Below are 24,489 nucleotides of genomic sequence, written 5' to 3'. Positions count from 1 at the left end.
TTGTAACGAATTTGAAGCATCGAGACCGCCGTGATCAGGGCATGGTAGCTGTTTCTTTACGATGATGGTGCACAGGATAGAGAGTGTATCTGCTACCACCGGAGATTGAGATGTACAGCGTCGTTCAATGCATTACGCAAGAACACAGCCTTGGCCTTGTGGCCCTGGCTGCGCTTGTCTGCGTTATCGGTTCCTGCTTGTCGGTACAGATGACTCAGCGCCTCGGTCGGACGGCTGGCACGCGCAAACTTGTCCAGCTCGCGCTCACCAGCCTGATCAGCGGCGGCACCGTGTGGACAACACATTTCATCGCCATGCTCGCCTTTGACCCCGGATATGCGCATGGGTATGACCCTCTGCTGACCGGGGTGTCGCTTGCGGCTGCGGTGGTGGGCATGCTCATGACGAATGGCGTCTACGCATTTGCATATTCGACCAACTATCGGGTTGCGGCTAGTGGCGCAATGTTCGGTCTCAGCGTTTCAACCATGCACTATCTCGGGATGAGTGGGTATTTGCTGCCGGGAGAAATTGTCTGGCAAACCACACCGTTGATTTCGTCAATTCTGCTCGGCGCGGCGCTGGGGGTGGCGACCTATGAATATCTGACACGCTATGCAACCGGGCGGCACTGGATTGTCGCAGTTGGCCTGATGACGCTGACGATTTGCGCCATGCATTTCACCGGGATGTCGGCCATCACAGTACAACTCAGCCCGCTCTACTCCGTCCCGCCGGAAGTGATTTCTGACGCGACACTCGGCTTGTTCGTGCTGGGCACGATGGCGATCATCCTGATGATCGGTTTTGCGGCACTGAGTATTGAAACAAACATGGAGAACGAAGCGCGCAATCAGCTGCAGCACGCCGCGTTGCATGACCCGCTGACCGGCCTGCCCAACCGGATGGCTCTGACGCGCAAAATGGCCAGCCTGACCGAATTGCTGGAACGCGACGAGACAGAGCGCGTGGCCGTACTAACCTTAGACCTCAACCTTTTCAAAGAAATCAATGATCTCTACGGTCACTCTGCTGGAGACTCCGTTCTGACGACGGTAGCAAACCGTCTCAACTCCGTACTGGAGAAAGATGAGTTTATCGCCCGCGTCGGAGGGGATGAATTTGTCGCTCTTAAACAGGGATTCCGCCGGGTCGATCAGGTGCTGGCCTTCGCCGAACGGCTGCATGCGCTCACCGTGGAACCGGTGGATTTTGACAACACATCCGCCATCGTCGGCGTCGCGATCGGCGTCGCCACCAGCCTTGAGGACGGTCGGGATATCCGCGATCTGCTACACAAATCGGACGTGGCTATGTATCGCGCAAAAGCAGATGCCGACCGGCATATCTGCCTGTTCAACGCCCAGATGGAGAAACACAACCGCGAGCGTCTGGAACTGGTCAACGATCTCCGGCAAGCCTGTATCGCAGGCGATCAGTTTGAACTGGTGTATCAACTACAGAACGATCTCAGCTCGCTGGCACCCGTCGGCTTTGAGGTTCTGCTGCGTTGGAATCACCCCGCAAAGGGGCGCGTTTCGCCCGATACCTTCATCCCGATCGCTGAAGAGACGGGATTGATCCGCGAGATCGGCCTCTGGGTTCTGCGCACGGCCTGTCAGGAAGCCAGCAGTTGGCCGGGGAGTTTCAACATTGCCGTCAATGTCGCTCCGCAGCAGTTGATGCAACCCTCCTTTGTCGAACGTGTCTCAGACATCCTGCTGGAAACCGGCCTGTCGGCCGACCGGCTCGAACTGGAAATCACAGAGGCCAGCATCATCGATGATCAGGTCCATACGCTGAAGGTCATGCAGCAACTCAAAACCATGGGTCTGCGCATTGCCATGGATGATTTTGGCACCGGCTATTCTTCACTCGCGATGCTGCAAACATTTCCCTTCGACAAGATCAAGATCGATCAGAGCTTCGTTCAGAACGTGCACATCGACGCCCAGCGGGCTGCAATCGTACGCTCGACCCTGCTGCTCGGTGCTGCGTTGAACATCCCTGTTCTGGCCGAAGGTGTCGAAGTCGAAGACGAACTGCAGTTCCTACGCATGGAAAATTGTTCTTCGGTTCAAGGGTACTATTTCGGCAAGCCAATGAGCCGCGACGAAATGCGCGCAGTCGTGCAAGCAAATCAGCAAAAAAAGAAAACCGCTTAAGTCCCTGATCTGAGATTGATCGCCAAAGCATCCGCTTTCTCACGACTTTGCTTGCTGGCCCACGACATCAGACACGGCAGCGGAATCATCAGCAGCCGCACCGGCGAACAACAGCGGACTGTCCGCATCCCCTTGGCGCCGTCACGCAAAGGGGTGAAACGGCAATTGCTCTCGCTCGCGCGATCACCGATAACGGGGACGACGCGAAACACCGGAGCATCGGCCATGACAACCACCCCTTTTGGCACCGGCTGCCATCTGCATCTGATCGACGGATCGGCCTTCATCTTTCGCGCCTATCACGCGTTGCCGCCCCTCACCCGCAAATCCGACGGGCTGCCCATCGGTGCTGTGGCGGGTTTTTGCAACATGTTGCACCGCTATGTTGAAGGCAACACCGGCCCGGACGCGCCAACCCATGTTGCGGTGATCTTCGACAAGGGATCGCACACCTTCCGCAATGATCTTTACGATCAATACAAGGCCAACCGCGAAGCCATGCCCGAGGATCTGCGCCCGCAGATTCCTCTAACCCGTACCGCCACCGAGGCCTTCAATATTGCCTGCAAGGAACAGGAAGGGTTCGAGGCCGACGATATTATCGCCACGCTTGCCTGCCAGGCCCGCGATGCAGGCGGCCGGGTGACAATTATTTCCTCTGACAAGGATCTGATGCAGCTGGTCGGCGGTGGTGTCGAAATGCTGGACGCGATGAAGAACAAACGCATCGACAGCGATGGTGTCTTCGAGAAATTCGGTGTCGGTCCGGACCGTGTGGTGGATGTCCAGGCGCTTGCTGGCGACTCGGTCGACAACGTGCCCGGCGCGCCGGGGATCGGGATCAAGACAGCCGCGCTGCTGATCAACGAATACGGTTCGCTGGAGGACCTGCTCAACCGCGCCGAGGAGATCAAACAGCCCAAGCGCCGCCAAACCCTGATCGAGAACCGCGCGCAGATCGAACTGTCAAAGCAGCTCGTCCAGCTGGACAACAATATGGAGCTGGATTTCACATTGGATGATCTGGGCGTGCGCGACCCCGATGCAGACCAGCTGCTCCACTTTCTTGCTGAGATGGAATTTCGCACGCTGTCCAAGCGTGTCGCCGATCAATTGGGCAAAGAGGCGCCAGCCATTGTCGACGCCCCTGCGCAAAGCACCGACACCGCCGAGACGCCGACCGTGGCGGATATGCCCTTCGACAGCGGCAGCTATGAATGCGTCCGTGACGCCGAGGCGCTGAAAAAATGGGTGACCCAGATTCGCGAACGCGGCTGGGTGGCGGTGGATACGGAAACCACTGGCTTTGACGAGATGGTGGTGGATCTTGTGGGCATCTCACTCTGCGTGGAACCGGGCCGCGCCTGTTACATTCCGCTCACCCATAAATCCGGCAGCAGCGATGATCTCTTCGGTTCTGACGATCTGGTAGACGGTCAGATGCCGCTGCAGGACGCACTCGATCTGCTAAAGCCCGTGCTTGAGGACGATAGTATCCTCAAGATCGGCCAGAATATGAAATACGACGCCAAGATTTTTGCCCGCCGGGGCATCAATGTGGCGCCAATCGATGACACGATGCTGATGTCCTATGCGATGTACGCAGGCCAGCACGGGCACGGCATGGACACACTGTCGGAACGTTATCTGAACCACACGCCGATCCCGATCAAACCGCTGCTGGGCACCGGAAAATCCGCAATCACCTTTGACCGCGTGCCGATCGACGATGCCGTGGCCTATGCCGCTGAGGACGCCGATATCACCCTGCGTTTGTGGCAGCTGTTCAAACCGCAGCTGCATCAGGCGGGCGTCACCACGGTCTACGAGACGCTGGAACGCCCGCTGGTGCCCGTGCTTGCCCGGATGGAGCGCGAAGGTATCAAGGTAGATCGCGATACGCTGTCGCGCATGTCCAACGCTTTTGCCCAGAAAATGGCTGGGCTGGAGGCCGAAATACACGAGCTGGCCGGTCAAACCTTCAATGTCGGATCCCCCAAACAGCTGGGAGAAATTCTGTTTGACAAGCTCGGCATGGAGGGGGGCAAGAAGGGCAAGACCGGTGCTTATGCCACCGGGGCGGATATTCTTGAGGATCTCGCCACCGAACACACCTTACCGGGTCTGGTGCTGGACTGGCGCCAGCTGAGCAAGCTGAAATCGACCTATACCGACGCGCTTCAGGATCATATCAACGCCGAAACCGGGCGCGTTCACACCTCTTATGTGCAGACCGGGGCCAACACCGGGCGCCTCGCCTCAACCGATCCCAACCTGCAGAATATCCCCATCCGCTCCGAGGAAGGGCGCCGCATCCGCGAGGCCTTTGTTCCGGAGGACGGCAATGTGCTTCTGGCGCTGGACTACAGCCAGATTGAATTGCGTATCCTGGCCCATGTCGCCGGGATTGATACCCTCAAACAGGCCTTTGCCGAGGGGCAGGATATCCACGCCCTCACCGCGTCAGAGATGTTCAACGTTCCGCTGGAGGAGATGACACCGGACATTCGCCGACAGGCCAAAGCGATCAACTTTGGCGTGATTTATGGCATTTCCGGCTTTGGTCTGGCCCGCAACCTGCGCATCCCGCGAGCCGAGGCGCAGGGCTTCATCGACCGCTATTTTGAACGGTTCCCCGGCATTCGCCGCTATATGGATGAAACCGTTGCCTTCGCCAAGGAGCACGGCCATGTGCAAACCCTGTTCGGGCGCAAGATCCACACGCCGGAGATCTCTGCCAAGGGACCGCGCGCCGGCTTTGCCAAACGCGCCGCAATCAATGCGCCGATCCAGGGCACCGCAGCCGATGTGATCCGCCGCGCGATGATCCGAATGCCTGCTGCTATCGCTCATCTGCCTGCACGGATGCTACTGCAGGTTCACGACGAACTTCTGTTCGAGGTGCCGGAAGACGCGGTTGATGAGACAATCGAAACCGCCCGTCACGTGATGGAAACCGCGGCAGATCCGGCGGTTCATCTGGACGTGAAACTGGTGGTAGATGCCGGCAGAGGGCAAAACTGGGCAGAGGCCCACTAAGCAGCCTGCCCCCTCGCACCGGCTAGACTGGCTTCCGCCCCTTTTGACCGGGGCGGAAGCGGAATAATCCAGGCCTGACCGGGCAACGCCAACCATCGGGCGAAGCCACAACGCGCCATGCCTCGGCATGGCGCCTGACCCAACGGGAAGACCGGCATCTTTGATGCCGAGATGACGGGCGGGAGGCGCGTGCCCCTTGGACTGCGGTGCTAGTCTTTTACGCTGGGCGGTCCTGCGGGGCAGGGTGTTTCCGCAGGCGGCTTCACCATCCAGGCCACCAATCGGCGCACCGCAGGCGCCACCCCCAGCACAACGACGAATGCCACCGGCCAGCCGAAACTCCAGGCTGACATCCAGAGCCCCGGCGCCTCTGCGCTCAGGCCAACCGCTTTCAGCGTGGCAACCCCCGTCACAATGCAGGACATGACCCCCGATAGGATCAGGCCAAACAGGACAGGGGCGAATCGCGCAGGGAACATGGTGGTCTCCAATCTTAGATCGAATGCCGCCTTATGCCCTGCGATCAATCACATTTCAATTCGCGAATGTGTTATGACACGGCAACCGGACCTTTGGCCGCAGCCAGGCGATCCGTCATGACAATTGGCAAGATCAGATGCGACCTCTGTCAGCCCATCCAGGCCAGACTGTCTTCTGTCCGTTTGGTACTTGGGGTGTATTCGGCGCTGACCCAGCCCTCATAGCCGCTTTCGTCAATCGCCGCGAAGAGCTGTTCGAAATCCACCGGTCCGGTTCCTGGCTCGCAGCGTCCGGGAGCAGCTCCGATCTGAACATGGGCTGCACGGTCGCCAAAGGCCTCCCAGACCTTGACCGCATCCCCATGGATCAGCTGCGCATGATAGGCATCATATTGCAGACCGACGTTCTTGCGGTCCACGGCCTCCAGCACTTCAACCGCGAGATTGTAGTCATCCAGAAAATACCCCGGCTGATCACCGCTGTTCAGTGGCTCAATGGTGAATTGCTGTCCCGGCGCATAATCAGCGGCCCATTGCAGATTGCGGATCAGCGTATCTTTGGCCACATCGCCTTTGGCGTAACCAGCCATGATATGGATCATACCGGGCCGCAGCACCTCCGCGTAGCGCAACACCCGCCTGATGTCGCGTTGAAACCGATCCGACCCCATCGGTAGCGCCGCATAGCCCGGCATCCCGCCGGTATAGTTGGGGGGCGGTGCGTTGATCAGCAGCAGTTCCAACCCATTGGCCAACAAGGCCCGCTGGGTCTCTTTCGCAGCCAGCTCATAGGGAAACAGGATTTCCACCGCTTCAAACCCGGCCCGCGCGGCTGCAGGAAACCGATCCAGATAGGGCAATTCTGCAAACAGCAATGAAATATTGGCCGCAAATTTCGGCATTGGAAAACCTCCTTTGGAGCCACCCCCGATTGGCGGCCAAATAGACATGTGCCGAACGGCGTCACCTCAATGGCACAGCCCAGCCCCCGCCAGGTTCCCATTGATCCGTCCAGTATCACACCGCCTCAATCTGCCTCAGATCTCCACCGATTTTGAGCAGGTTTTCGCGAGAATTTTCGCTAATTTTACAATACACTCAACTGGATCAGCGGCTTCCCGCCGCATCACCCTGCGACCAGCAGCGCTCTGCCGACGACGCTAAGATCTGGATCGGGTTCAGTCGTCCGGCAGCTCATCCGATGGGATGATGCCGAAGAACGCACCGCCGGACCACAGGCCAAACCATCCGTCCCGGTGACACCCCAGATCCACCAGCCGGTAAAAGCTCTTGCGATCAATCAGCGCCTCCAGACCAGCCCGCACCATCACATAAGGTGCTGGCTCACCTGTCTCTTCATCCCGCACCACGCGGATTTTATGCGCAGGCCCGGCCTCAACTCTGTCGCCAACATGAGTTTCAAACCGCAGCACCTGTGCCTCATCCGTGCCGCCCACTTCGAAATCGACCGCGACAAAGGGAGCATCCTCCACCGTGATGCCAACCTTTTCGACAGGCGTAACAAGGAAATACTTGCCATCTTCCAGCTTCAGAATGGAGGAAAACAGCTTCACCAGTTCAAAGCGTCCGATTGGCGTGCCGAGGTAGAACCAGGTGCCATCGCGGGCAATCCGCATATCCAGATCCCCGCAGAACGGTGGATTCCACAGATGTACTGGCGGCAGACCGCCTTTGCTCGCCGTCTTGGCCGCAGCCGCCAGCCCCTCGGCGCTGGGGGGCTCTGATCCTGTTTCAGGGGTGTTGCTGCCGGAAGTCACGGGATTTTGTCCGCTCATTGCTTTTGCCATTTTCTGTCAACGCGATACAGTATCACTATATATTCGCCGTGAAGGGAAAGTCATGTCCGAACCCGACGATCTGCTGGCCGAGATTGAAGCGCTTGAAGACAAGCTGACACAGGCCAGGTCCTCTATCACCCGGCGCTTTATCGGTCAGGAGCGTGTGGTCGATCTGACACTGAGCACGCTGCTGTGCGGGGGCCACGGGCTGCTGATCGGTCTGCCCGGACTGGGCAAGACCCGGCTGGTGGAAACCCTATCTACGGTCATGGGGCTTGCAGGAAACCGGGTGCAGTTCACCCCGGATCTGATGCCCGCCGATATTCTGGGATCCGAGGTGTTGGATACCGCCAAGGACGGCAGCCGTGCCTTTCGGTTTCTGCCAGGGCCGGTCTTTTGCCAATTGCTGATGGCAGATGAAATCAACCGCGCCAGTCCCCGCACACAATCTGCGCTGCTGCAGGCAATGCAAGAGCGGATGGTGACCGTCGCCGGTGCCGACCGCCCTCTGGGTACGCCCTTTCATGTGCTGGCCACCCAGAACCCGATTGAGCAGGAAGGCACCTATCCTCTGCCAGAGGCGCAGCTGGACCGCTTCCTGTTCCAGATTGATGTGCCCTATCCCACACGCGAAACGGAGCGTGACATCTTGCTGGCAACCACCGGCATAGACGAGGGGAGCGCGCATCAGGTCTTCACCGCGGATGAGCTGATCGCCGCACAATACCTTCTGCGCCGGATGCCCGTGGGAGATAGCATTGTGGAGATGATCCTCGATCTGGTCCGAGCCTTCCGCCCGGATGACCCAAGCGCCTCTGAACAGGTGCAACAGACCGTTGCCTGGGGTCCCGGGCCACGGGCAGCACAGGCGCTGATGCTGGCCGTACGCGCCCGCGCGCTGCTACAGGGGCGTCTCGCCCCCAATGCAGATGATGTGCTGGATATGGCACAGCCCGTGCTCAGCCATCGGATGGCGCTGAACTTCGCTGCCCGCGCCCGCGGCGAAAGCCTGACTGATCTAATCACCACTACAGCCGAGACCATGGCACGACCCGGCGTCGCCGCGTGACACAGGCGCGCGCCCCTCAGCCAGGCGAAACCGCTGGCAGCACCTCAGCGGCCCTGCGCCACCGCGCAGAAACTGCGGCCAGTCGCTTCCCGCCGCTTCTGGTTCGGGCGCAGCAGCTGGCCGGGTCCGTGCTTCTGGGCGAACACGGCCGCCGTCGTGCCGGCATGGGCGATGATTTCTGGCAATACCGACCTGTGCAGGCCGGGGACAGCCGCCGCATGATTGATCACCGCCGGTCCGCCAAGGGGGATCAGCAGTTCGTTCGTGAACGGGAGTGGCAGATCGCTCAGACGGTGCACCTCTGGGTCGACCAGGGGGCATCCATGCGCTTTGCCTCCACCCCGGCGCTGCCGCAAAAAATTGACCGCGCCCGACTGCTCGGACTGGCCGCCTCCGTGATGATGTTAAGAGCAGGGGAACGTGTTGGCCTCACCGGCGGCCGCCTGCCACCTCGACGCGGCAATGCTCAGGTTCTGCGCTTGGCCGACGCACTCAGCCTAGATGACGACGGCGACTATACCCCGCCGGAAGATCGCGCCATGCTGCCCCACGCGCGGGTGCTGTTTCTCTCCGATTTTCTGGGCCCCTTCGCACCGCTGGAACAGGCGCTGGCCAAGGCTGCAGACCGTGGCGTCCATGGCGTGCTGATGCAGGTGCTTGACCCGGCGGAGGAAGAGTTTCCCTTCGACGGGCGCACCATCTTCGAAAGCGTCGGCGGCGGGCTGCGCCATGAAACGCTGAAGGCCGGCGCCCTCAAACAGCGCTACCTTGATCGGCTTGCCGAACGGCGCGACGCGCTGGACCACCTGTGCCGCGCGGCGGGCTGGCGTCTGGGCACGCATCACACAGGTGACAGCGCGCAGGCGGCCCTGATGTGGCTGTTTCACGCCATGGAAAGAAGCGGCTCATGACGACCATTGCCGGCATCGGCTTTACGGCCCCCTGGCTGCTGCTGGCGCTTCTGGCGCTGCCCCTGTTGTGGCTGCTGTTGCGGGCGGTGCCTCCTGCCCCGCGCAAACGCCTGTTTCCGGCGGTCACCCTTCTGCTGGGTCTGCGCGACGATGACAGCCTGTCGGATCGCACCCCATGGTGGCTTTTGTTGCTGCGCCTTCTGGCCGTAGCCGCCGCCATCATCGGACTGGCTGGCCCGGTTCTGAACCCTACCACGACCCCGACCGGGCGCGGCCCGTTGCTGGTGGTGTTGGACGGCAGCTGGGCCGGTGCCCCGGACTGGGACCGCACCCGAGAGGAAATCGACCATCTTCTGGCTGAGGCCGGACGCGCTGATCGCCCTGTTGCCGTGCTGCGCCTGACCGCTCCTCAGCCGCCTCAGTTCCAAAGCGCGGCAAGCTGGCGTCGTCAGATCATAGGTGAGGCCCCGCAAGCATGGCAACCAACGCCGGAGCAACTGGCGCGCGCCGGGACCCAGATAGATGCCATTGAAGGTGGATTTGACAGCCTCTGGTTCAGCGACGGTCTGGAGTATGCTGGCCGTGACGATCTGCTGGCGGCGCTGCGCCAGCGCGGCAGGCTAACCGTCTATGAACATGCCAGCCCCCGGCTGGCACTGCGCCCGGTTGTCTACGTGGATGGTGCCATGGAGATTACCGTCGTCCGTAGCAGCCCGCAGGCCACCTCAGGTGACGGGGCGGTGACAACATCCCTTGGCGCAGGTGCGGATCAAACCGTAACCGTCCTTGCCAAGGGGCCAGACCCGGGCGGCACCATGCGCACCCTCGGCTCGGTGACCGTGGATTTCGCCGATCCGGACAGCACCTCCGCCGACGGCAGCGAAGCCACCGCCCGCCTGTCGCTGCCCGCAGAGCTGCGCGCGCGCATCCGGTTGTTTGAGCTGCAGGGCCAAAACAGCGCCGGGGCTGTATCGCTTGCCGATGACGGGCTGCGCCGTCGCGAAGTGGCACTGATCTCTGCCCAAAGTGGCAACGAAGGTCTCGCCCTCCTCTCGCCTCTGCACTATCTGCGCAAGGCGCTGGCTCCGACCGCTGATTTGCTTGAGGGTGGACTAAGCGATCTTCTGCCCGCCAATCCCGACGTGATTGTCCTTGCAGATACCGCCCGCCTGCCCCCCGATCAGGAGACTGCGGTCGTGGATTGGGTCAATGAGGGCGGGCTGCTGCTGCGTTTTGCTGGCCCCCGCCTCGCTGCCAGCGATACCGCGCGCACCGATGAGGAACCGCTGCTGCCTGTCCGCCTGCGAATAGGGGGCCGCAGCATCGGCGGCGCCATGAGCTGGGGTGAGCCAAAAACCCTCGCTCCCTTCGCCGAAGACTCTCCGTTTTTCGGGCTGAGCATTCCCCCTGACGTCACCGTCAGTTCGCAAGTGGTCGCCCAGCCCGACCCCTCGCTGGCAGAACGGGTGATTGCGGAACTCTCCGACGGCACACCGCTGGTCACCCGCAAGCCGCTGGGCAATGGCCAGATCGTATTGTTTCACGTAACCGCAAACGCGGAATGGAGCAGCCTGCCGCTCTCCGGCCTGTTTGTGCAAATGATGGAGCGGCTGGCGATTTCCTCAGGCTCCAAACCGGCAGAGGCCGTGGACCTGGACGGCACCACATGGGCGCCGCTTCAGGTGCTGGACGGTTTTGGCGCGCTCTCCGATGCCGATGCGCTCCCCGGCGTGGCCGGGCCGGACCTGATCGCCGCCCCTGCCGGACCTGAGCTGCAACCGGGGCTTTATCAAAACGGCGACCGGAGAATCGCCCGCAATGTGATCCGCACAGAGGATCAGCTGACTCCGGCGCAGTGGCCCCTCAACGTCCCTGTCAACGGCTATGGGGCCACGCCCGAACGCCCGCTGGGCGGCCTGCTGATCAGCTTCGCCCTTCTTCTACTCGCCCTTGATGTGCTCGCTTCCCTGTTGCTTTCCGGACTTCTGTCGCGCCCGCCCCGGACCTCCGCGAACACCACCCGCAACCTGACCTCTCTGGTGCTGTTGGCCACCTCTGTCTGGGTCATCACCCCCGGTCATGACATGCGCAGCCACGCCCAAGGCAACGCCACTACGATTGAGGAGGCGGCCCCCTCCTCCGCGTCTGATCCCGCAGCCGATGCCTTGGCGGCAGAGCGGGCAGCCGAGCTGACATTGGCCCATGTACTGACCGGCAATCCGCAGGTCGATCAGCTGGCCCGCGACGGGCTGCAAGGCCTGTCAAACACGCTGCGCTTCCGCACTTCGGTCGAGCCTGCCCCACCCGCCTCTGTTGATCTGGAGCGCGACGAGCTGGCCTTCTATCCGCTGCTCTACTGGCCGGTGACCGCCAATCAGGCGATGCCCTCGGGCGCAGCCTATGACCGGCTCAACACCTATCTGCGCACCGGGGGCATGATACTCTTTGATACCCGCGATGCCGATCTGACCCGCGCCGGTGCCAGCAGCCCCGCCGGGCGCCGTCTGCAACAGCTCGCCCTGCGGCTGGATGTACCACCGCTGGAACCACTGCCCGCTGACCATGTGCTGACGCGCGCGTTCTATCTGCTGCAGGATTTTCCCGGGCGATACAGCCGCGGCGCCGTCTGGGTCGAAGCCGCCCCCGCTGACGCGCAACAGGTCGAGGGCATCCCGTTTCGCAATCTCAATGACGGTGTGACACCGGTTGTGATCGGCGGTAACGATTGGGCCGCCGCCTGGGCAGTGGACGACAATGGCCGCCCCTTGCTGCCGGTTGGGCGTGGTTATGCGGGCGAGCGTCAGCGCGAACTGGCCTACCGTTTTGGTGTCAATCTGGTGATGCATGTGCTGACCGGGAACTACAAATCCGACCAGGTGCATGTTCCAGCGCTGCTTGATCGGTTGGGGCAATGATATGAGGCTGGACGTATGACGCAGACCATCCTCTTCGATCCGCTGGTCCCCTGGCCGATGATCTGGCTGCTAACGGCCCTCTCCACGGCAGTGCTCAGTCTCGCGGTCTGGAAACGCCTAGCCGGGTGGCCTCTGCGCGCTCTTGCTGCCCTCGTCCTGATCGGCGCTCTGAGCGGTCCGGTTTATCAGATTGAGGACCGCGCTCCGCTCAATGATATCGTGCTGATGCTGGAGGACAAAACCGCCAGCCAAGCCCTTTCCGACCGCCGCGAGCAGACCAGCGCCGCCGTCACAGCGTTGGAAGCGGCCCTCGCCCAGCGGGCCAATACCGAGGTCCGTCGGATCCAGATCGACAACGTGCCCGCGCGCGAGGGCCGCAGCGACAACAGCGGCACCCTCCTGATGGGCGCACTGGCAGAGGCGCTGGCCAATGTGCCACGTGGACGGGTCGCCGGGATCATTGCCCTCAGCGATGGTCAGATCCATGACATTGCACAAACCCCAGCCCTGCCTGCCCCGCTGCATCTCCTACTGACCGGCCGCCCCGGTGATTGGGACCGGCGGTTGATCGTGAAGAACGCCCCGAGCTTTGCCATTATCGGCGAGCCGGTGACCCTGACACTACGGATTGAGGATCAGGGGGACGCCCCGCCTACGGGCGAACTGGCCGAGCTGGCAATTTCCATCGGTGGCGCCGAACCTCAGCGCTTCAACCTGCCGGTTGGTGTCGATTTCGACCTGCCCCTGACGCTGCCCCATGGCGGGCGCAACGTGATCCAGTTCACCGTCCCCACCACTGAGGGCGAGCTGACGGATCGCAACAATGCTGCGCTGGTCCAGATCAACGGCGTCCGTGACCGGCTGCGTGTGCTGCTGGTCTCCGGTGAGCCACATCCCGGCGGGCGCACCTGGCGTAATTTGCTGAAATCCGACAGCGCCGTGGATCTTGTGCATTTCACCATTCTGCGCCCGCCGGAAAAACAGGATGGCGTGCCAGTGGATGAGCTGTCGCTGATCGCCTTCCCCACGCGGGAGCTGTTTCTGGAAAAGATCAACGACTTCGATCTGATCATCTTTGATCGCTACAAACGCCGCGGCATCCTGCCCGCAATCTACCTCGACAATGTGGCCGATTACGTGCAGCGCGGTGGCGCTGTTCTTGTCGCCGCCGGGCCGGATTTTGCCAGCGCCGATAGTATCTACCGCTCGCCGCTTTCCAGTATTCTGCCCGCCAGCCCTTCGGCGCGTGTCTTGGAACGGGCCTACCGGCCCGAGATCACCGATCTCGGCCAGCGCCATCCCGTCACCGCTGATCTGACCGGCGCCGCTGATTGGGGCCGCTGGCTGCGCCAGATCGAAGTCGACGTGCCCGAAGGCCATGTTTTGATGAGCGGCGTCGACGCCCGCCCCCTGCTTGTGCTGAACCGCGTTGAGGAAGGACGTGTGGCGCTCTTGGCCTCCGATCATGCCTGGCTCTGGAGCCGGGGATATGAGGGCGGCGGCCCGCAACTGGAACTGCTGCGCCGTCTGGCCCATTGGATGATGAAAGAGCCCGAGCTGGAGGAGGATGTTCTCTCAGCCGAGGCCACCGGCCAGCGTATGCGCATCCAGCGCCGCAGTCTTGATGCGGATGTCGGCGAGGTCACCGTCACCCCCCCGGATGGCAGCACCGCCACGGTCTCCCTGACCCAGACCGCACCCGGCCGGTGGGAAGGCCGCTATGAGGGGCCGGAACCCGGCCTCTACCGGCTGGAAGAAGGGGAGCAATCCACCGTGATCGGCCTCGGCCCTGCGGCCCCGCGCGAATTTGAACAGACCATCGCCACCGGAGAGGTCATGGCCGCCGCCGTAGCGCAGACACGCGGCGGTGTGCGGGCGCTACATGATGGCATACCCAGCCTCCGCAATATACGTGCCGGACGTGTTGCAGCGGGGCGCGGCTGGATCGGCCTGACACCGCGCGACGCCTACCGTACCATTTCGGTCAGGCAAACGCCGCTTCTGCCCGCCTGGCTGGTTCTGCTGATGGCCAGCGCCGCGATCATTGCAGGCTGGCTGCGCGAGGGGCGGCGCTGATCCCACATTCCGGGGTCTAACAATGCGCTGATGACAACTACTCATCCGGGCGGGTAATGCGCACCCGCACCTGATCCGACCGGCCGTTACGATCGACAACCACCAGTGTTGAAAACCCGCGGTCCAACCCAGGCAGATCGATGCTGCGACGTCGGGCGCCTGTCACCACAGGCGTCTGATTGGCCAGCACCAGAAACGGCGCTTCGCCGCCCTTGATCCGCAGGGTCATCTGCCCGCCCTCCCCCAGCAACAGAGCCGCCCCATCCGGGGGAAAGGCCAGCTTCAGCCGCTCACCGGGCGGGCCACCAACGCCCCCCCTCTCAAAGCGCTGCAATGGCAGCGGCAGCTCCGCCGTCGCAACGCGCAGGGTCGAGGCAGGTGCAGCTGGAAAGGGGGTAAATCCGCGCCCAATCCGCCCAAATGCCTCAAACAACAGTGGCGCCGCCAGTTCCGCACCAAAGGCTCCCGGCACCGGCGTGCCATCCGCCCGCCCCAGCCAGACACCCACCACATAGCGGCCATCCCATCCGATCGCCCAGGTATCGCGATGCCCGTAAGATGTGCCGGTTTTATAGGCCACCGTCCCCGCAGGCGCCCCGGCGGGAGGCGGCACACCGCGTAGAATATCGCCGATCTGCCAAGCGGAGACTTTGCTCATCAGACGCGGCATCCGCTCGTATGGCGCGTCCAGACGCGCCCTTAGCCGGGGACCCTGCCCACCAGCCGCCAGCCCAGCGTAAACCTGCACCAGATCCCGCAGCGACACGCCAACCCCGCCGAGCGCCACCGCCAGCCCTGGCTTGCCGCCAGGCAACCGAGGGCGTGCGCCGCCCCGCCGCAGCGCTGACATCAGGCGCGCCGGGCCTAATGCCTGCGTCAACTGTATCACCGGGGTATTTAGCGACAGCTGCAGCGCCCGCCGGATTCGCAGATCCCCCCGAAAGCGACCGTCGAAATTCTGTGGCGCATAACCATCAATATCAATCGGACCATCGTGGATCAGCGTTTCGGGATGGGCCAGCCCCTGATCAAAGGCGAGACCATAGATCAACGGTTTCAGCGTCGATCCGGGGGACCGTGAGGCCCGTGTCATATCCACAAACCCCTGCCGCAGATCATCCCGGTACCCGGACGATCCGACAGAGGCGAGGATCTCGCCGCTCTGGTGATCCGCCACCAGCACTGCCGCCGACAGCCTCGCATCCTGCCGCGCCACACTCTGCGCCAAGAGCTGCGCCAGACGCTGTTGCAGTCCGGCCTCCAGGGTCAGATCAATCCGCGCCTGCTCCGGTGTCTCTGCCACCAGATCATCCGCCAGATGTGGCGCCAGCTGTGGAAAACCCCGCATGCGCCGCGGCATCGGCGCCCGCGCTGCGGCCTCGGCTACGTCAGCCGTCAGCACCCCGGCATCACGCATCCGCTGCAACACCCGGTCGCGGGCCAGCCGTGCCTTTTGCGGCGCGCGATCCGGGCGGCGCGCCTCCGGTGCCTGCGGCAACGCCACCAGCAGCGCAGCCTCTGCCGGGGTCAGCCGCGACGGCTCCTTGCCGAACCAGGCATAGCTCGCCGCCCGCACCCCTTCGAGATTACCACCAAACGGCGCGTGGATCAGATACAGCTCTAAAATCTGCGCCTTGCTGAGGCGACGTTCCAACGCCAACGCCAATCGGATCTGTCGCAGCTTTCCCGCCCAGCGCCCGGTACTGCCATCCTCAAGCAGTCGTGCCACCTGCATGCTCAGCGTTGACCCGCCTGAGACCACCCGCCCCCGCCACAGGGCCTGTGCCGCCGCGCGCACCAACGCCAGCGCATCGACACCGCTGTGGTCATAGAACCGCTTGTCCTCATATCGCAGCAACATCGCGCGATAGCCCGCATCGACCTGATCCACCGTTACAGCCATGCGCCAGATCCCATCCGCCACCGGATAAGCCCGCAGCAATTGCCCGTTGCGGTCACGAACCTCTGTCGCGGTCTCCGCCAGCGTCGCAGGCATCGGCGTCTTCTCGACCCAATGGCTAAAGGCCACACCGCCGATCAGCACGACTGCGCATAGAACAACAAACGCCGTGGCCCAACGCCATTGGCGCAAGACCGGAGCCGACAGGCGGATCACCGGACCTGGACGCGGCCCGTCGCGGTGCGGGCGCGATAGGCAGGCCGGTACATATCCTCAACCGAAGCCGCCGGGTGATGGAACAGACCCGGCGTCACTGCGCGCGCCACATAGGCCAGCGTCACAGGCGAGCCCGCCTCTCCACCGCGCCCACGCCGCAGGTCGACCGCCGCCAGAAACCGATCCGCACGGAACTCGGTATGGCGGGCCTCGCTCAGCGTGAGCCAGTCGAGATCCCGCACATCACCGGACCGCAGCAGGCTCGGGTTGTCGATCTCCAGCCCCGCAGGCAGCGGATCATTGATCATCAGTCGCGCGCCAACCGGCTCAAACGGAACCACCCGCAACACCGTGACAAACCGGTCACCAACGGTGAACTGCTCGGGTCCCAGCGCCTCACCTTCCATTGAATAGTAACTGCGTTCAATACTGTAGCCGGTTCCGCCCGCAGGTGCCGCAACCAGTGGCACACCCAGCGTGGTCAGCGTGATGTCCACATCCCTACCGGAGGCAGCGGTCAACGCCAGCGGGTCCTGATCCTGGCCACCGTCCAGCACCTCAACCATGGGACCATCTGCGGCTTGCCCATTGATCAGCAGCCCGGATCCGCCATCCCCACCGATCAGCGCATGGGCCGCCATCAGCGTCCAGGCGCTTTCCTGTGTGGAGAGCCCCCGACCATCCCCGACCAACCCCGCACTCAGCGCGCGACGGTCCACCGCTTCGGAACCGACCTCACTGGCAAGGGCCAGAACCCCGGCCTGATCGCGACGCTGACTACCATAATCGGCCCGCCATAGTGTCGGATCGGGATCAGCGCCTTGCAGCATCGCAGCGGCACGGGCAAACATCTGATCTGCGCGACGCTGGTCGCCATAGGTCGCCAGAGCCGCCCCCACCTGCGCCACCGCAAGCGGCGTGGCGAAATCGCCCGCCTTCACATCTGCATAGTAGCGCAGATCCCCCATTGCCGCCTCACCCTCGCGGGCCAGAACCAACAGCGCATAGGCGATATCCTCGCCGCCTATGTCAAAATCGGGCGCGTAGTTGACCCGGTTGCGCAGATTGTCCAGCGCCTGACGGAACCGGGTGTCGGCGACCTGATAGCCTTGCGCCCGCGCGCGGCTCAGGAAATCGCTGGCATAGGCATCCAGCCAGAAATCGCCACTTTCGGCGCGCCACAGACCAAAGCCACCGTTGCTGGCCTGTCGCGCCAGCACCTGCCGGATGGCGCTGTCAATCTTTGCGGTGACCTCAGGCCTGTCACCCAGCCCCGCTGCCTCCGCCACCGATGACAGATACAACAGCGGCAATGCGCGCGAGGTCACCTGTTCCGTGCAGCCATAGGGGTAGAGGTCCAACCCGTTGAGCAGCCCCGGCACATCAAACCGCGCCAGTGGCCCCGCAGACATCACCGCCCGCGCGCCCTCCGGTCGCAATCCGGTAAAGACGTCAGAGGAGAACAGGAAACTGTTCCCCGCCGCCAACTGAAAACGGCGGGTGGTCGCAACCAGCGGATCATTGGCCCGCACCGGCAGGCGCAGGGTCTGGATCAGGGTCTCCCCCTCAGCCGTGGTCAGCGTCAGCTCTATCTCCGGGTCGCCAACGGACAGCGCCGCAATGGGCAGGATCACGGTCTCGCTGCCGCCCGGTGCCAGTTCAAGCGATTGAGGCAGCGCCCCGAGTTCCAACCCCGTTCCAAGGGCGCGGGCCGCGAGCTCCAGCCGACCAGCAGGGCCATCCGCATGGGTGACCTCGATCTGCACCCGGCTGCTATCGCCCGGCGCCAGGAAACGCGGTGCGGTCGCACTGACCACAATCGGATCCCGGACCAGCATGTCTTCGGCGGCCTGACCAACCGCACCCTGCGACCAAGCCACAGCCATCACCCGTACCGTCCCGTTAAAGGGCGGCAGCGCGATCGGCACCTCAGCGTGCCCCTCCGCGTCAAGCTTCACCGGGCCGGAAAACACCGCCATCAGATCCTGCGTCGGCGGTGGTGACTGCAACCGCATGCCCGCGCCCGCATCCCCGCCCGAACGCACCCGGCCGAGCGCGCCGGTGCCAGTTTCAATCAACCGTCCGTATAAATCGCGCAACTCCATCCCCAGCCGCCGCTGGCCATAGTAATGTGCCGATGGATCCGGGCTCTGAAATCCGGTCAGATTGAGGATCCCCAGATCAACCGCCGCCAGTGTCAGCCAGACCTCTTCGCCGGGGGCGGCGCCGCGCACCTCGACCTTCGCCAACTCGGTCCTGCGTGGTCGGGCGACCTCGGGCAGGTCGAGCGCCACCTGCAGTTCCTGTCCGGGGCGATTGACCGTTGCATGCGCCAGCCCCAGCGCCCGGGTCGGACTTTGATCCGCCTTGCCCGCCAGTGGCTGTACCACCATGGCAGAAACATAGGCGCCACTCCCCCAATCAGCGGTGACGTTCAGCGGGATCACGGTTGCCCCCGCAGGCACCTCCACCATCTGGCGGCTGATCAACCGGTTCGAAATCACCGACACCTGCGCGGTTCCGGCCGCACGGCTCACCACGCGCAGGCGTGCAATATCCCCCGGCTCATAGCTGTCACGATCCAATGACACCTCCAGCTGGTCCGGCGTATCCGCCCCCTCGTCCGGGACGTACCAGCCTGCATAGAAATCACTGGACGCCGCGACATAAGGCACGCCCTGATGCTCCACCACCAACTCATATCTGCCCCAATCGACGGGCTGTTCCAGCACCAGTGGCGTGGTGGCATTCACCTGCGCCTCGCCAGTTGCAACACGGCTGCGGCGGGTCGTTGGTTCCCAGTTCCAGTTGCCGTAGAGCTGATACCACTGGTAGCGCGTTTCCACCCGGTTCAGCGTCCATGTCACCGACATATCCTGCGGACTGCCATCCGGAGCCAGCGCGATAATGGAAAACCGCGCCGCATCGCCCTCTGCGACAACATCCTCAAACAACGGCTTGATGCCAATCACCGGCCCGTCCGGCTGCAAGGGGACACTCAGCTGCCGTTCAACCGGGCGTGCGCTGCCATCACTCAGACGGGTGGTCACCTCCGCGACAAGCGGCTGCCCCAGCGCTTCAACCTCGGGCAGTGCCACCGAAAGCGTCCCGATCCCCTCGGCATCCGTCCGCGCGCCGCCGAAATGGCGGCTTTGTGGGGATACCACATCGTCGTAGCGGCCAAAGCGGTAGCCGTCCCAGCCCGCCACCTGATCCGCCGGGCGCAGCGTAACCTCGCCGTCGATACTGAGATCCCGACCCGGCGCACCAAACAGATACCGTGCCTCAATCCGCAAGGGGCTGCTGGTGCCGGGGCGCAGTGCCTGCCCGGTCGCTGCCGTCAGGCGTTGGATAAAATCAATGCGCTCAGGCAGAAAATCCTCAACCAGAATCTGCCGGCTGGCCAGGGGCGGCGCTTTGGGATCAGACAGGATCGACAACCGCCAGGTGCCACGCGGCGCGGTCTCTCCCACCGGCAGCGCAAAGACATGCCCCCCAGCCACCCCCTGATCCGAAATCAGCCGAGCATATTCGACCCCATCGGGCCGGTTCAGAACCGCGATCAACGGCAGGCCCGCGATCGCCTGCGCCGTCGCATCACGGGCAAGGACTGTGGCATGGATCACCTCTCCGGCGCGATAGGCACCGCGATCCGTGGTCAAAAACACATCAATAGGCCCGGGCGCCACGCGCCCTTCAACGCCCCGATCCGACAGGTCAAAGGCGGCATCTCGCAGCGAAAGAAAGGCAAAGTCAGCGGCTGCCTCCCCCGCCTCACCCGTCTGCGCCATCAGGACAGCCGGGGCAGACGCGCCCTGTCCACGTGTCAGACCCGCATCAAAATGCGCATAGCCCTCGGCATCACTCACCGAAGTTCCCAATACGGCGTTGGCGTTGGAGATCAACTCTACCCGCACACCAGCACGCGGCGCTGCATCGGAAAGCCCCTGCACCTGTACATGCAGCCCGTCACTGCCCAGCATCGTACTCAGCCCCAGATCGGTCAGCACAAACCATTGAGTCGCGGCCGGGCTCTCGTAAGGATCGGCGCCGGGCAACTGCGCACTCAGCGCGTAGATCCCCACCGGTTGATCCGCCAGCGCCTGATCCAGCGGCAGTCGCGTGGTCACCGCTTGGTTCAATGTCTGCGAGACCTCGGCGGTGCCACTCCAGATCTCCTCGGCGATATCGCTGGCGAACTGTTCCTCCTGCCATTGCGACAGCGGTCGGGCAAAGTAGTCCTCCTGCAAACTCCGCAGCAGATTGCGGTCACTGACACGGCGCAGGCGCAGGTCCAATGTGGTGGCATTCACCGTCTCCACTGGCACCGCCACCTGATCGCCCTTGGGCAATACGTATGACCGGCCGGAGAAGCGAACACTCGGGCCTCGATCCCGCACGTAGTGGGTCAGCGTCACATCCTTGGCCAATGTCTCACCGGTGCTCGCAGGCAGCCCGCGACGCAGCGTCAGCCGGTAGCGGGTGCCGTGATCAACCCCATCCACGCAAAGCTCCCGCCCCGCAGACTCAGCCACCAAGCGCGGATCAGCCAGCTTGATGAAATCATCGTATTCGACTCCGCTACGTGCCAAATCTTCCGAAAATTCGACACATATACGGGGCGAGGCGCTATCGCTTTCTACCCGGCTTCCAGTGACCCGAAATCCATATTTGGCAATTGCGTCATCCAGACGGGCCGCCAGTTTCGGGCTGTTGTCCCGCTCTGCCGCGAGCCGCAGAACCCCCAAGGCAGCGCGACCGCGCCCCAGCTGTTCCAATGCCTTGGCCGCAGTGGCCAGAGCCTGCGCCTCAGCGGCATCAGAAGGGCCACGCAGATAACTGTTGAGCGCCGCTGCTAACGCCTCCTCACGAGCGCGCCGCTGCGCCGATCCCTGCGTCTCCTGCCGCAAAAGCCTCCGGGCATAGTCCAGCCACAGATCGCTCCGGTCACTCAGCACCACGGCTTCCGCGATCCAACGCAGACCTGTCGCAGGCGACGCGCTCTGTGCTGCTGCAACCAGATCATCAACGCTGGCACCCCCGGTGGGAAAGCGCAACCCAAGATTCTGGGCCTGTTTTGCCGCCTGTGCCAGATCGTCCTCCTGCACCCCCTGCAAAGCGGCGGCGCGCGCATCGGCCACCTGCCTCTGTGCGCGACTACTGGTCAGTTTAAGGGCTGAAAACGCACCCTCATAGGGAGACGGTTGATCCATCGCAGATTTTGGAAAACAGGCGTTGGAGCGGCTGTTGAACGCGAAACCTGCACAGTCAGGTTGCGCTGAACAGGCTCGCGCACAACTGCGCATGTCGGTTTCAAACAGCGGCCCGAGGTCAGCGCCGAAATGATCCGTATCTCGCTGGATGACATATCGGCTTTCAGGAAAAATTGAATCAGCAAAAACAACTAATGGTTGAACAATCAATCCGCACAAAAGTACAATAAATGAAACAAGAACACGCGCCATGGAACCCTCCAAACCTGCCCAGAGGCTGGCACGGGGTTAACGCCATAGCAAGGTATCGCAACGTAACAGATGGGCTAATCTCAATTTAATCTCTGCTCCTCTAGACTGGGGCAGATCAGTCGTGTTGGTTTTTAGTGGAGTTTGCAGGGATGAACCTTGCTGACAAATTGACGGAAGAACGACGCGCGCGTCTCGCGGCGGAGCGCCTGCTTGAACTGAAGCAGGCGGAGCTTTCGGCAGCCAACCGCAAACTCGGGCGTCATGCGCTGGCCCTGACCCGCCAGATTGGCGCCACCCAGGCCGAGGTGGCCACCGTCCGCGATGAAAACGCCAAGGTGAAATCGGATCTCTCCACCGCCAACGAGAAGGTTGAGCGCGCCGAGCAGCGCCTCTGGCATTCGATCCAGGCCTTTCAGGACGGGTTCGCCTTTTTTGATGCGGACAGCAAATTGATTGGCGCCAATACCGCTTATCTCGATTTGTTCGACGGTCTGGAGGAGGTGACGCCGGGCGTCTCCTACATGCGGATCCTGCAGATCCTCACCGATGAGGGGCTGGTCAACACCGGCGAACAAGACCCGGACCATTGGCGCGCGCAGATGTCGGAACGCTGGTTGTCCCCCTCTCCGGAACCGGTGGTCGTGCGGATGTGGGATGATCGCTACCTGCGGCTCCTGGATCAACGTGGTCACGGTGGCGATATGGTCAGCCTCGCGCTCGATATCACGTCCACCGTTCAATATGAGGAAGAGTTGCAGGCCGCCCGTGAACGGGCCGAGGCTGCAAACCGGGCGAAATCCGCTTTCCTTGCCAATATGTCCCACGAGATTCGCACCCCGATGAACGGGGTTGTCGGCATGGCGGAGCTGCTCAGCGACACCAACCTGAGCGAGGAACAACAGCTCTACGCCAACACGATCAAGAATTCCGGAGAGGCGCTGCTGGTCATCATCAATGACGTGCTCGACTATTCCAAAATCGAAGCGCAGAAACTGCAACTGCACCCCGAACCCTTTGATCTGGAACGCAGCGTCCATGAGGTGCTGATGCTGTTGCAGCCCACCGCGCGGGACAAGGGGCTGACACTGCTGCTGGACTACGACCTGTTCCTGCCAACCAGCTTTGTTGGAGATCCCGGGCGCATTCGCCAGGTGCTCACCAATCTCGTTGGCAATGCTGTGAAATTCACCTCTGAGGGGCATGTCGCGCTGCAAATCACCGGCATCTCCAACGCAGATGATAAGATCTGCTCGATTCATGTCACGATCGAAGATACCGGCATCGGTATCCCGGAGGAGAAAGTCCAAGACATCTTTGGCGAGTTCAATCAGGTCGAAGACGAGCGTAATCGCCAGTTTGAGGGCACTGGCCTTGGTCTCGCGATCTCCAAACGCCTGATTGAGCTGATGGATGGTGAGATCTGGGTCGAAAGTCAGGAGGGCAAGGGATCCTGCTTCGGCTTCCGCATGGAACTGCCGCTGGCGGAAGGCGCCTCCACCAGCATTCCGACCCTGCCCAAGGGGCTGTGCCAGATCGCCGTCATCGATTCGCAATCGGTGATGCGCGATGTGCTCAGCAAACAATTGGCCATGCTGGGGCTGGAGGTCACCGTGTTCGACAACGGCGCCGCTGCGATTGCCGGCATGCCAGACGATGTTGATCTGGTGGTCTGCGACGAACAACTGCCAGATCAAAATGGGATCGAACTGGCACAGAAACTGCGCTCCGGACCTTTTGCGCAGGTGCCGATCCTGATGCTTAGCAGCGATCCCACTGCATCCAGCAATTCAGATGTACAATCGGTGACCGACAGCGTGCTTCTGAAACCAATCCAGCGGGATGAGCTGTTCCAGAGGCTGGTTGATCTGCCCAGCGGCGGATCGGCGACCGGTACCTCCGCCGCTCCTGAAACCATGGGGACGCCACCAGAGCTGAGCAGCGTCGCGACAAATCCCGATCCGCCCCAGCCTGCTCCGACTGCGCCCCCTCCTCTTACCGCCGTCAGCACGCGGCCCACCCAGCGGCTCATGCGGGTGCTGGCCGCAGAGGACAATCGCACCAACCAGCTTGTCTTCCGCAAGATGGTGAAGGATCTGAACATAGATCTGCAATTTGTCAGCAACGGGATAGAGGCGGTGGAGGCTTATCAGTCGTTCCAACCCGATCTGATCTTCATGGATATCTCCATGCCGATGATGGATGGCAAGGAAGCAACCCAAAAAATCCGCGCGCTGGAACACGGCTCCGGCACCTACGTACCGATCATCGCGCTGACCGCCCATGCGATGGCCGGTGATTCCGATGGTATTCTCGCCGCCGGGCTGGATCACTACCTGACCAAACCCCTGCGCAAGGCGCTGATCCACGAACGCATTCACGCCTATCTCCCGGCGGAAGCCGCGCCGCTGACGCACGAGGCGGTCACCCAGACCGGCGCCGCCTGATCTGATGGCCC

13 protein-coding genes are annotated in these 24,489 nt (G+C 62.5%); 7 read left to right on the top strand and 6 right to left on the bottom strand.

All coding sequences use genetic code 11. The features are described 5' to 3' along the window. The first annotated feature begins 110 nt into the window (after nt 1–110). Nucleotides 111–2,165 carry a bifunctional diguanylate cyclase/phosphodiesterase gene (locus tag GAL_RS00355; protein WP_024095625.1) on the top strand — a complete coding sequence of 685 codons (2,055 nt, stop codon included), beginning with the start codon at nt 111–113 and terminating at the stop codon, nt 2,163–2,165. On the opposite strand, the gene GAL_RS00350 is transcribed toward GAL_RS00355, so the two are convergent. Beyond that, nucleotides 2,162–2,392: a hypothetical protein gene (locus GAL_RS00350; protein WP_040104268.1), complete on the bottom strand. Its 231-nt coding sequence runs from the start codon at nt 2,390–2,392 to the stop codon at nt 2,162–2,164. The genes GAL_RS00355 and GAL_RS00350 overlap by 4 nt on opposite strands. Here GAL_RS00350 and polA point away from each other — a divergent pair. Next, nucleotides 2,391–5,204 (top strand): DNA polymerase I, encoded by a 2,814-nt coding sequence (gene polA, locus GAL_RS00345; protein WP_024095624.1) that lies wholly within the window; start codon nt 2,391–2,393, stop codon nt 5,202–5,204. The genes GAL_RS00350 and polA overlap by 2 nt on opposite strands. Nucleotides 5,205–5,413: 209 nt before the next feature. Here the strand turns inward: polA and GAL_RS00340 are convergent, their stop codons facing one another. From GAL_RS00340 to GAL_RS00330, 3 genes are all read right to left on the bottom strand, one after another. After that, complete coding sequence (locus tag GAL_RS00340; RefSeq protein WP_024095623.1) at nt 5,414–5,683, bottom strand: DUF2798 domain-containing protein; 270 nt, start codon at nt 5,681–5,683, stop codon at nt 5,414–5,416. Nucleotides 5,684–5,832: 149 nt separating this feature from the next. Further along, nucleotides 5,833–6,585 (bottom strand): hydroxypyruvate isomerase family protein, encoded by a 753-nt coding sequence (locus GAL_RS00335; protein ID WP_024095622.1) that lies wholly within the window; start codon nt 6,583–6,585, stop codon nt 5,833–5,835. A 276-nt stretch (nt 6,586–6,861) separates the two neighbouring features. Next, the gene (locus tag GAL_RS00330) at nt 6,862–7,479 is read right to left on the bottom strand and encodes a DUF1285 domain-containing protein (RefSeq protein WP_174888024.1); all 618 of its coding nucleotides are present in this window, start codon (nt 7,477–7,479) and stop codon (nt 6,862–6,864) included. 64 nt (nt 7,480–7,543) lie between these two features. Between GAL_RS00330 and GAL_RS00325 the strand changes: the two genes are divergently transcribed. Genes GAL_RS00325 through GAL_RS00310 form a run of 4 tightly spaced genes read left to right on the top strand, consistent with a single transcriptional unit; the run spans nt 7,544 to nt 14,453 of the window. Next, nucleotides 7,544–8,551, top strand: coding sequence for an AAA family ATPase (locus tag GAL_RS00325; protein WP_024095620.1), 1,008 nt, complete (start codon nt 7,544–7,546; stop codon nt 8,549–8,551). Further along, nucleotides 8,548–9,462: a DUF58 domain-containing protein gene (locus GAL_RS00320; RefSeq protein WP_024095619.1), complete on the top strand. Its 915-nt coding sequence runs from the start codon at nt 8,548–8,550 to the stop codon at nt 9,460–9,462. The genes GAL_RS00325 and GAL_RS00320 overlap by 4 nt, the downstream gene beginning before the upstream one ends. Then, nucleotides 9,459–12,377 (top strand): DUF4159 domain-containing protein, encoded by a 2,919-nt coding sequence (locus tag GAL_RS00315; RefSeq protein WP_024095618.1) that lies wholly within the window; start codon nt 9,459–9,461, stop codon nt 12,375–12,377. The genes GAL_RS00320 and GAL_RS00315 overlap by 4 nt, the downstream gene beginning before the upstream one ends. A gap of 15 nt (nt 12,378–12,392) precedes the next feature. Continuing rightward, on the top strand, nt 12,393–14,453 hold the full coding sequence (locus GAL_RS00310) for a hypothetical protein (RefSeq protein ID WP_024095617.1): 2,061 nt from the start codon (nt 12,393–12,395) through the stop codon (nt 14,451–14,453). A gap of 37 nt (nt 14,454–14,490) precedes the next feature. On the opposite strand, the gene pbpC is transcribed toward GAL_RS00310, so the two are convergent. Together pbpC and GAL_RS00300 are read right to left on the bottom strand one after the other, a co-directional pair. Next, on the bottom strand, nt 14,491–16,569 hold the full coding sequence (pbpC, locus tag GAL_RS00305; RefSeq protein ID WP_024095616.1) for a penicillin-binding protein 1C: 2,079 nt from the start codon (nt 16,567–16,569) through the stop codon (nt 14,491–14,493). After that, a complete protein-coding gene (locus GAL_RS00300; RefSeq protein ID WP_024095615.1) occupies nt 16,566–22,034 on the bottom strand; it encodes an alpha-2-macroglobulin family protein in 5,469 nt (1,822 codons plus the stop codon). Before GAL_RS00300 ends, pbpC begins: the two co-directional genes overlap by 4 nt. A gap of 149 nt (nt 22,035–22,183) precedes the next feature. On the opposite strand from GAL_RS00300, the gene GAL_RS00295 reads away from it, so the two are divergent. Further along, complete coding sequence (locus GAL_RS00295; protein WP_024095614.1) at nt 22,184–24,478, top strand: response regulator; 2,295 nt, start codon at nt 22,184–22,186, stop codon at nt 24,476–24,478. The last annotated feature ends 11 nt before the right edge of the window (nt 24,479–24,489 follow it).

This window comes from Phaeobacter gallaeciensis DSM 26640, assembly GCF_000511385.1.
Lineage (GTDB): Bacteria > Pseudomonadota > Alphaproteobacteria > Rhodobacterales > Rhodobacteraceae > Phaeobacter > Phaeobacter gallaeciensis.
Note: the sequence above shows the minus strand (reverse complement) of the source record. Positions and strands in the feature narration are given on the sequence as shown.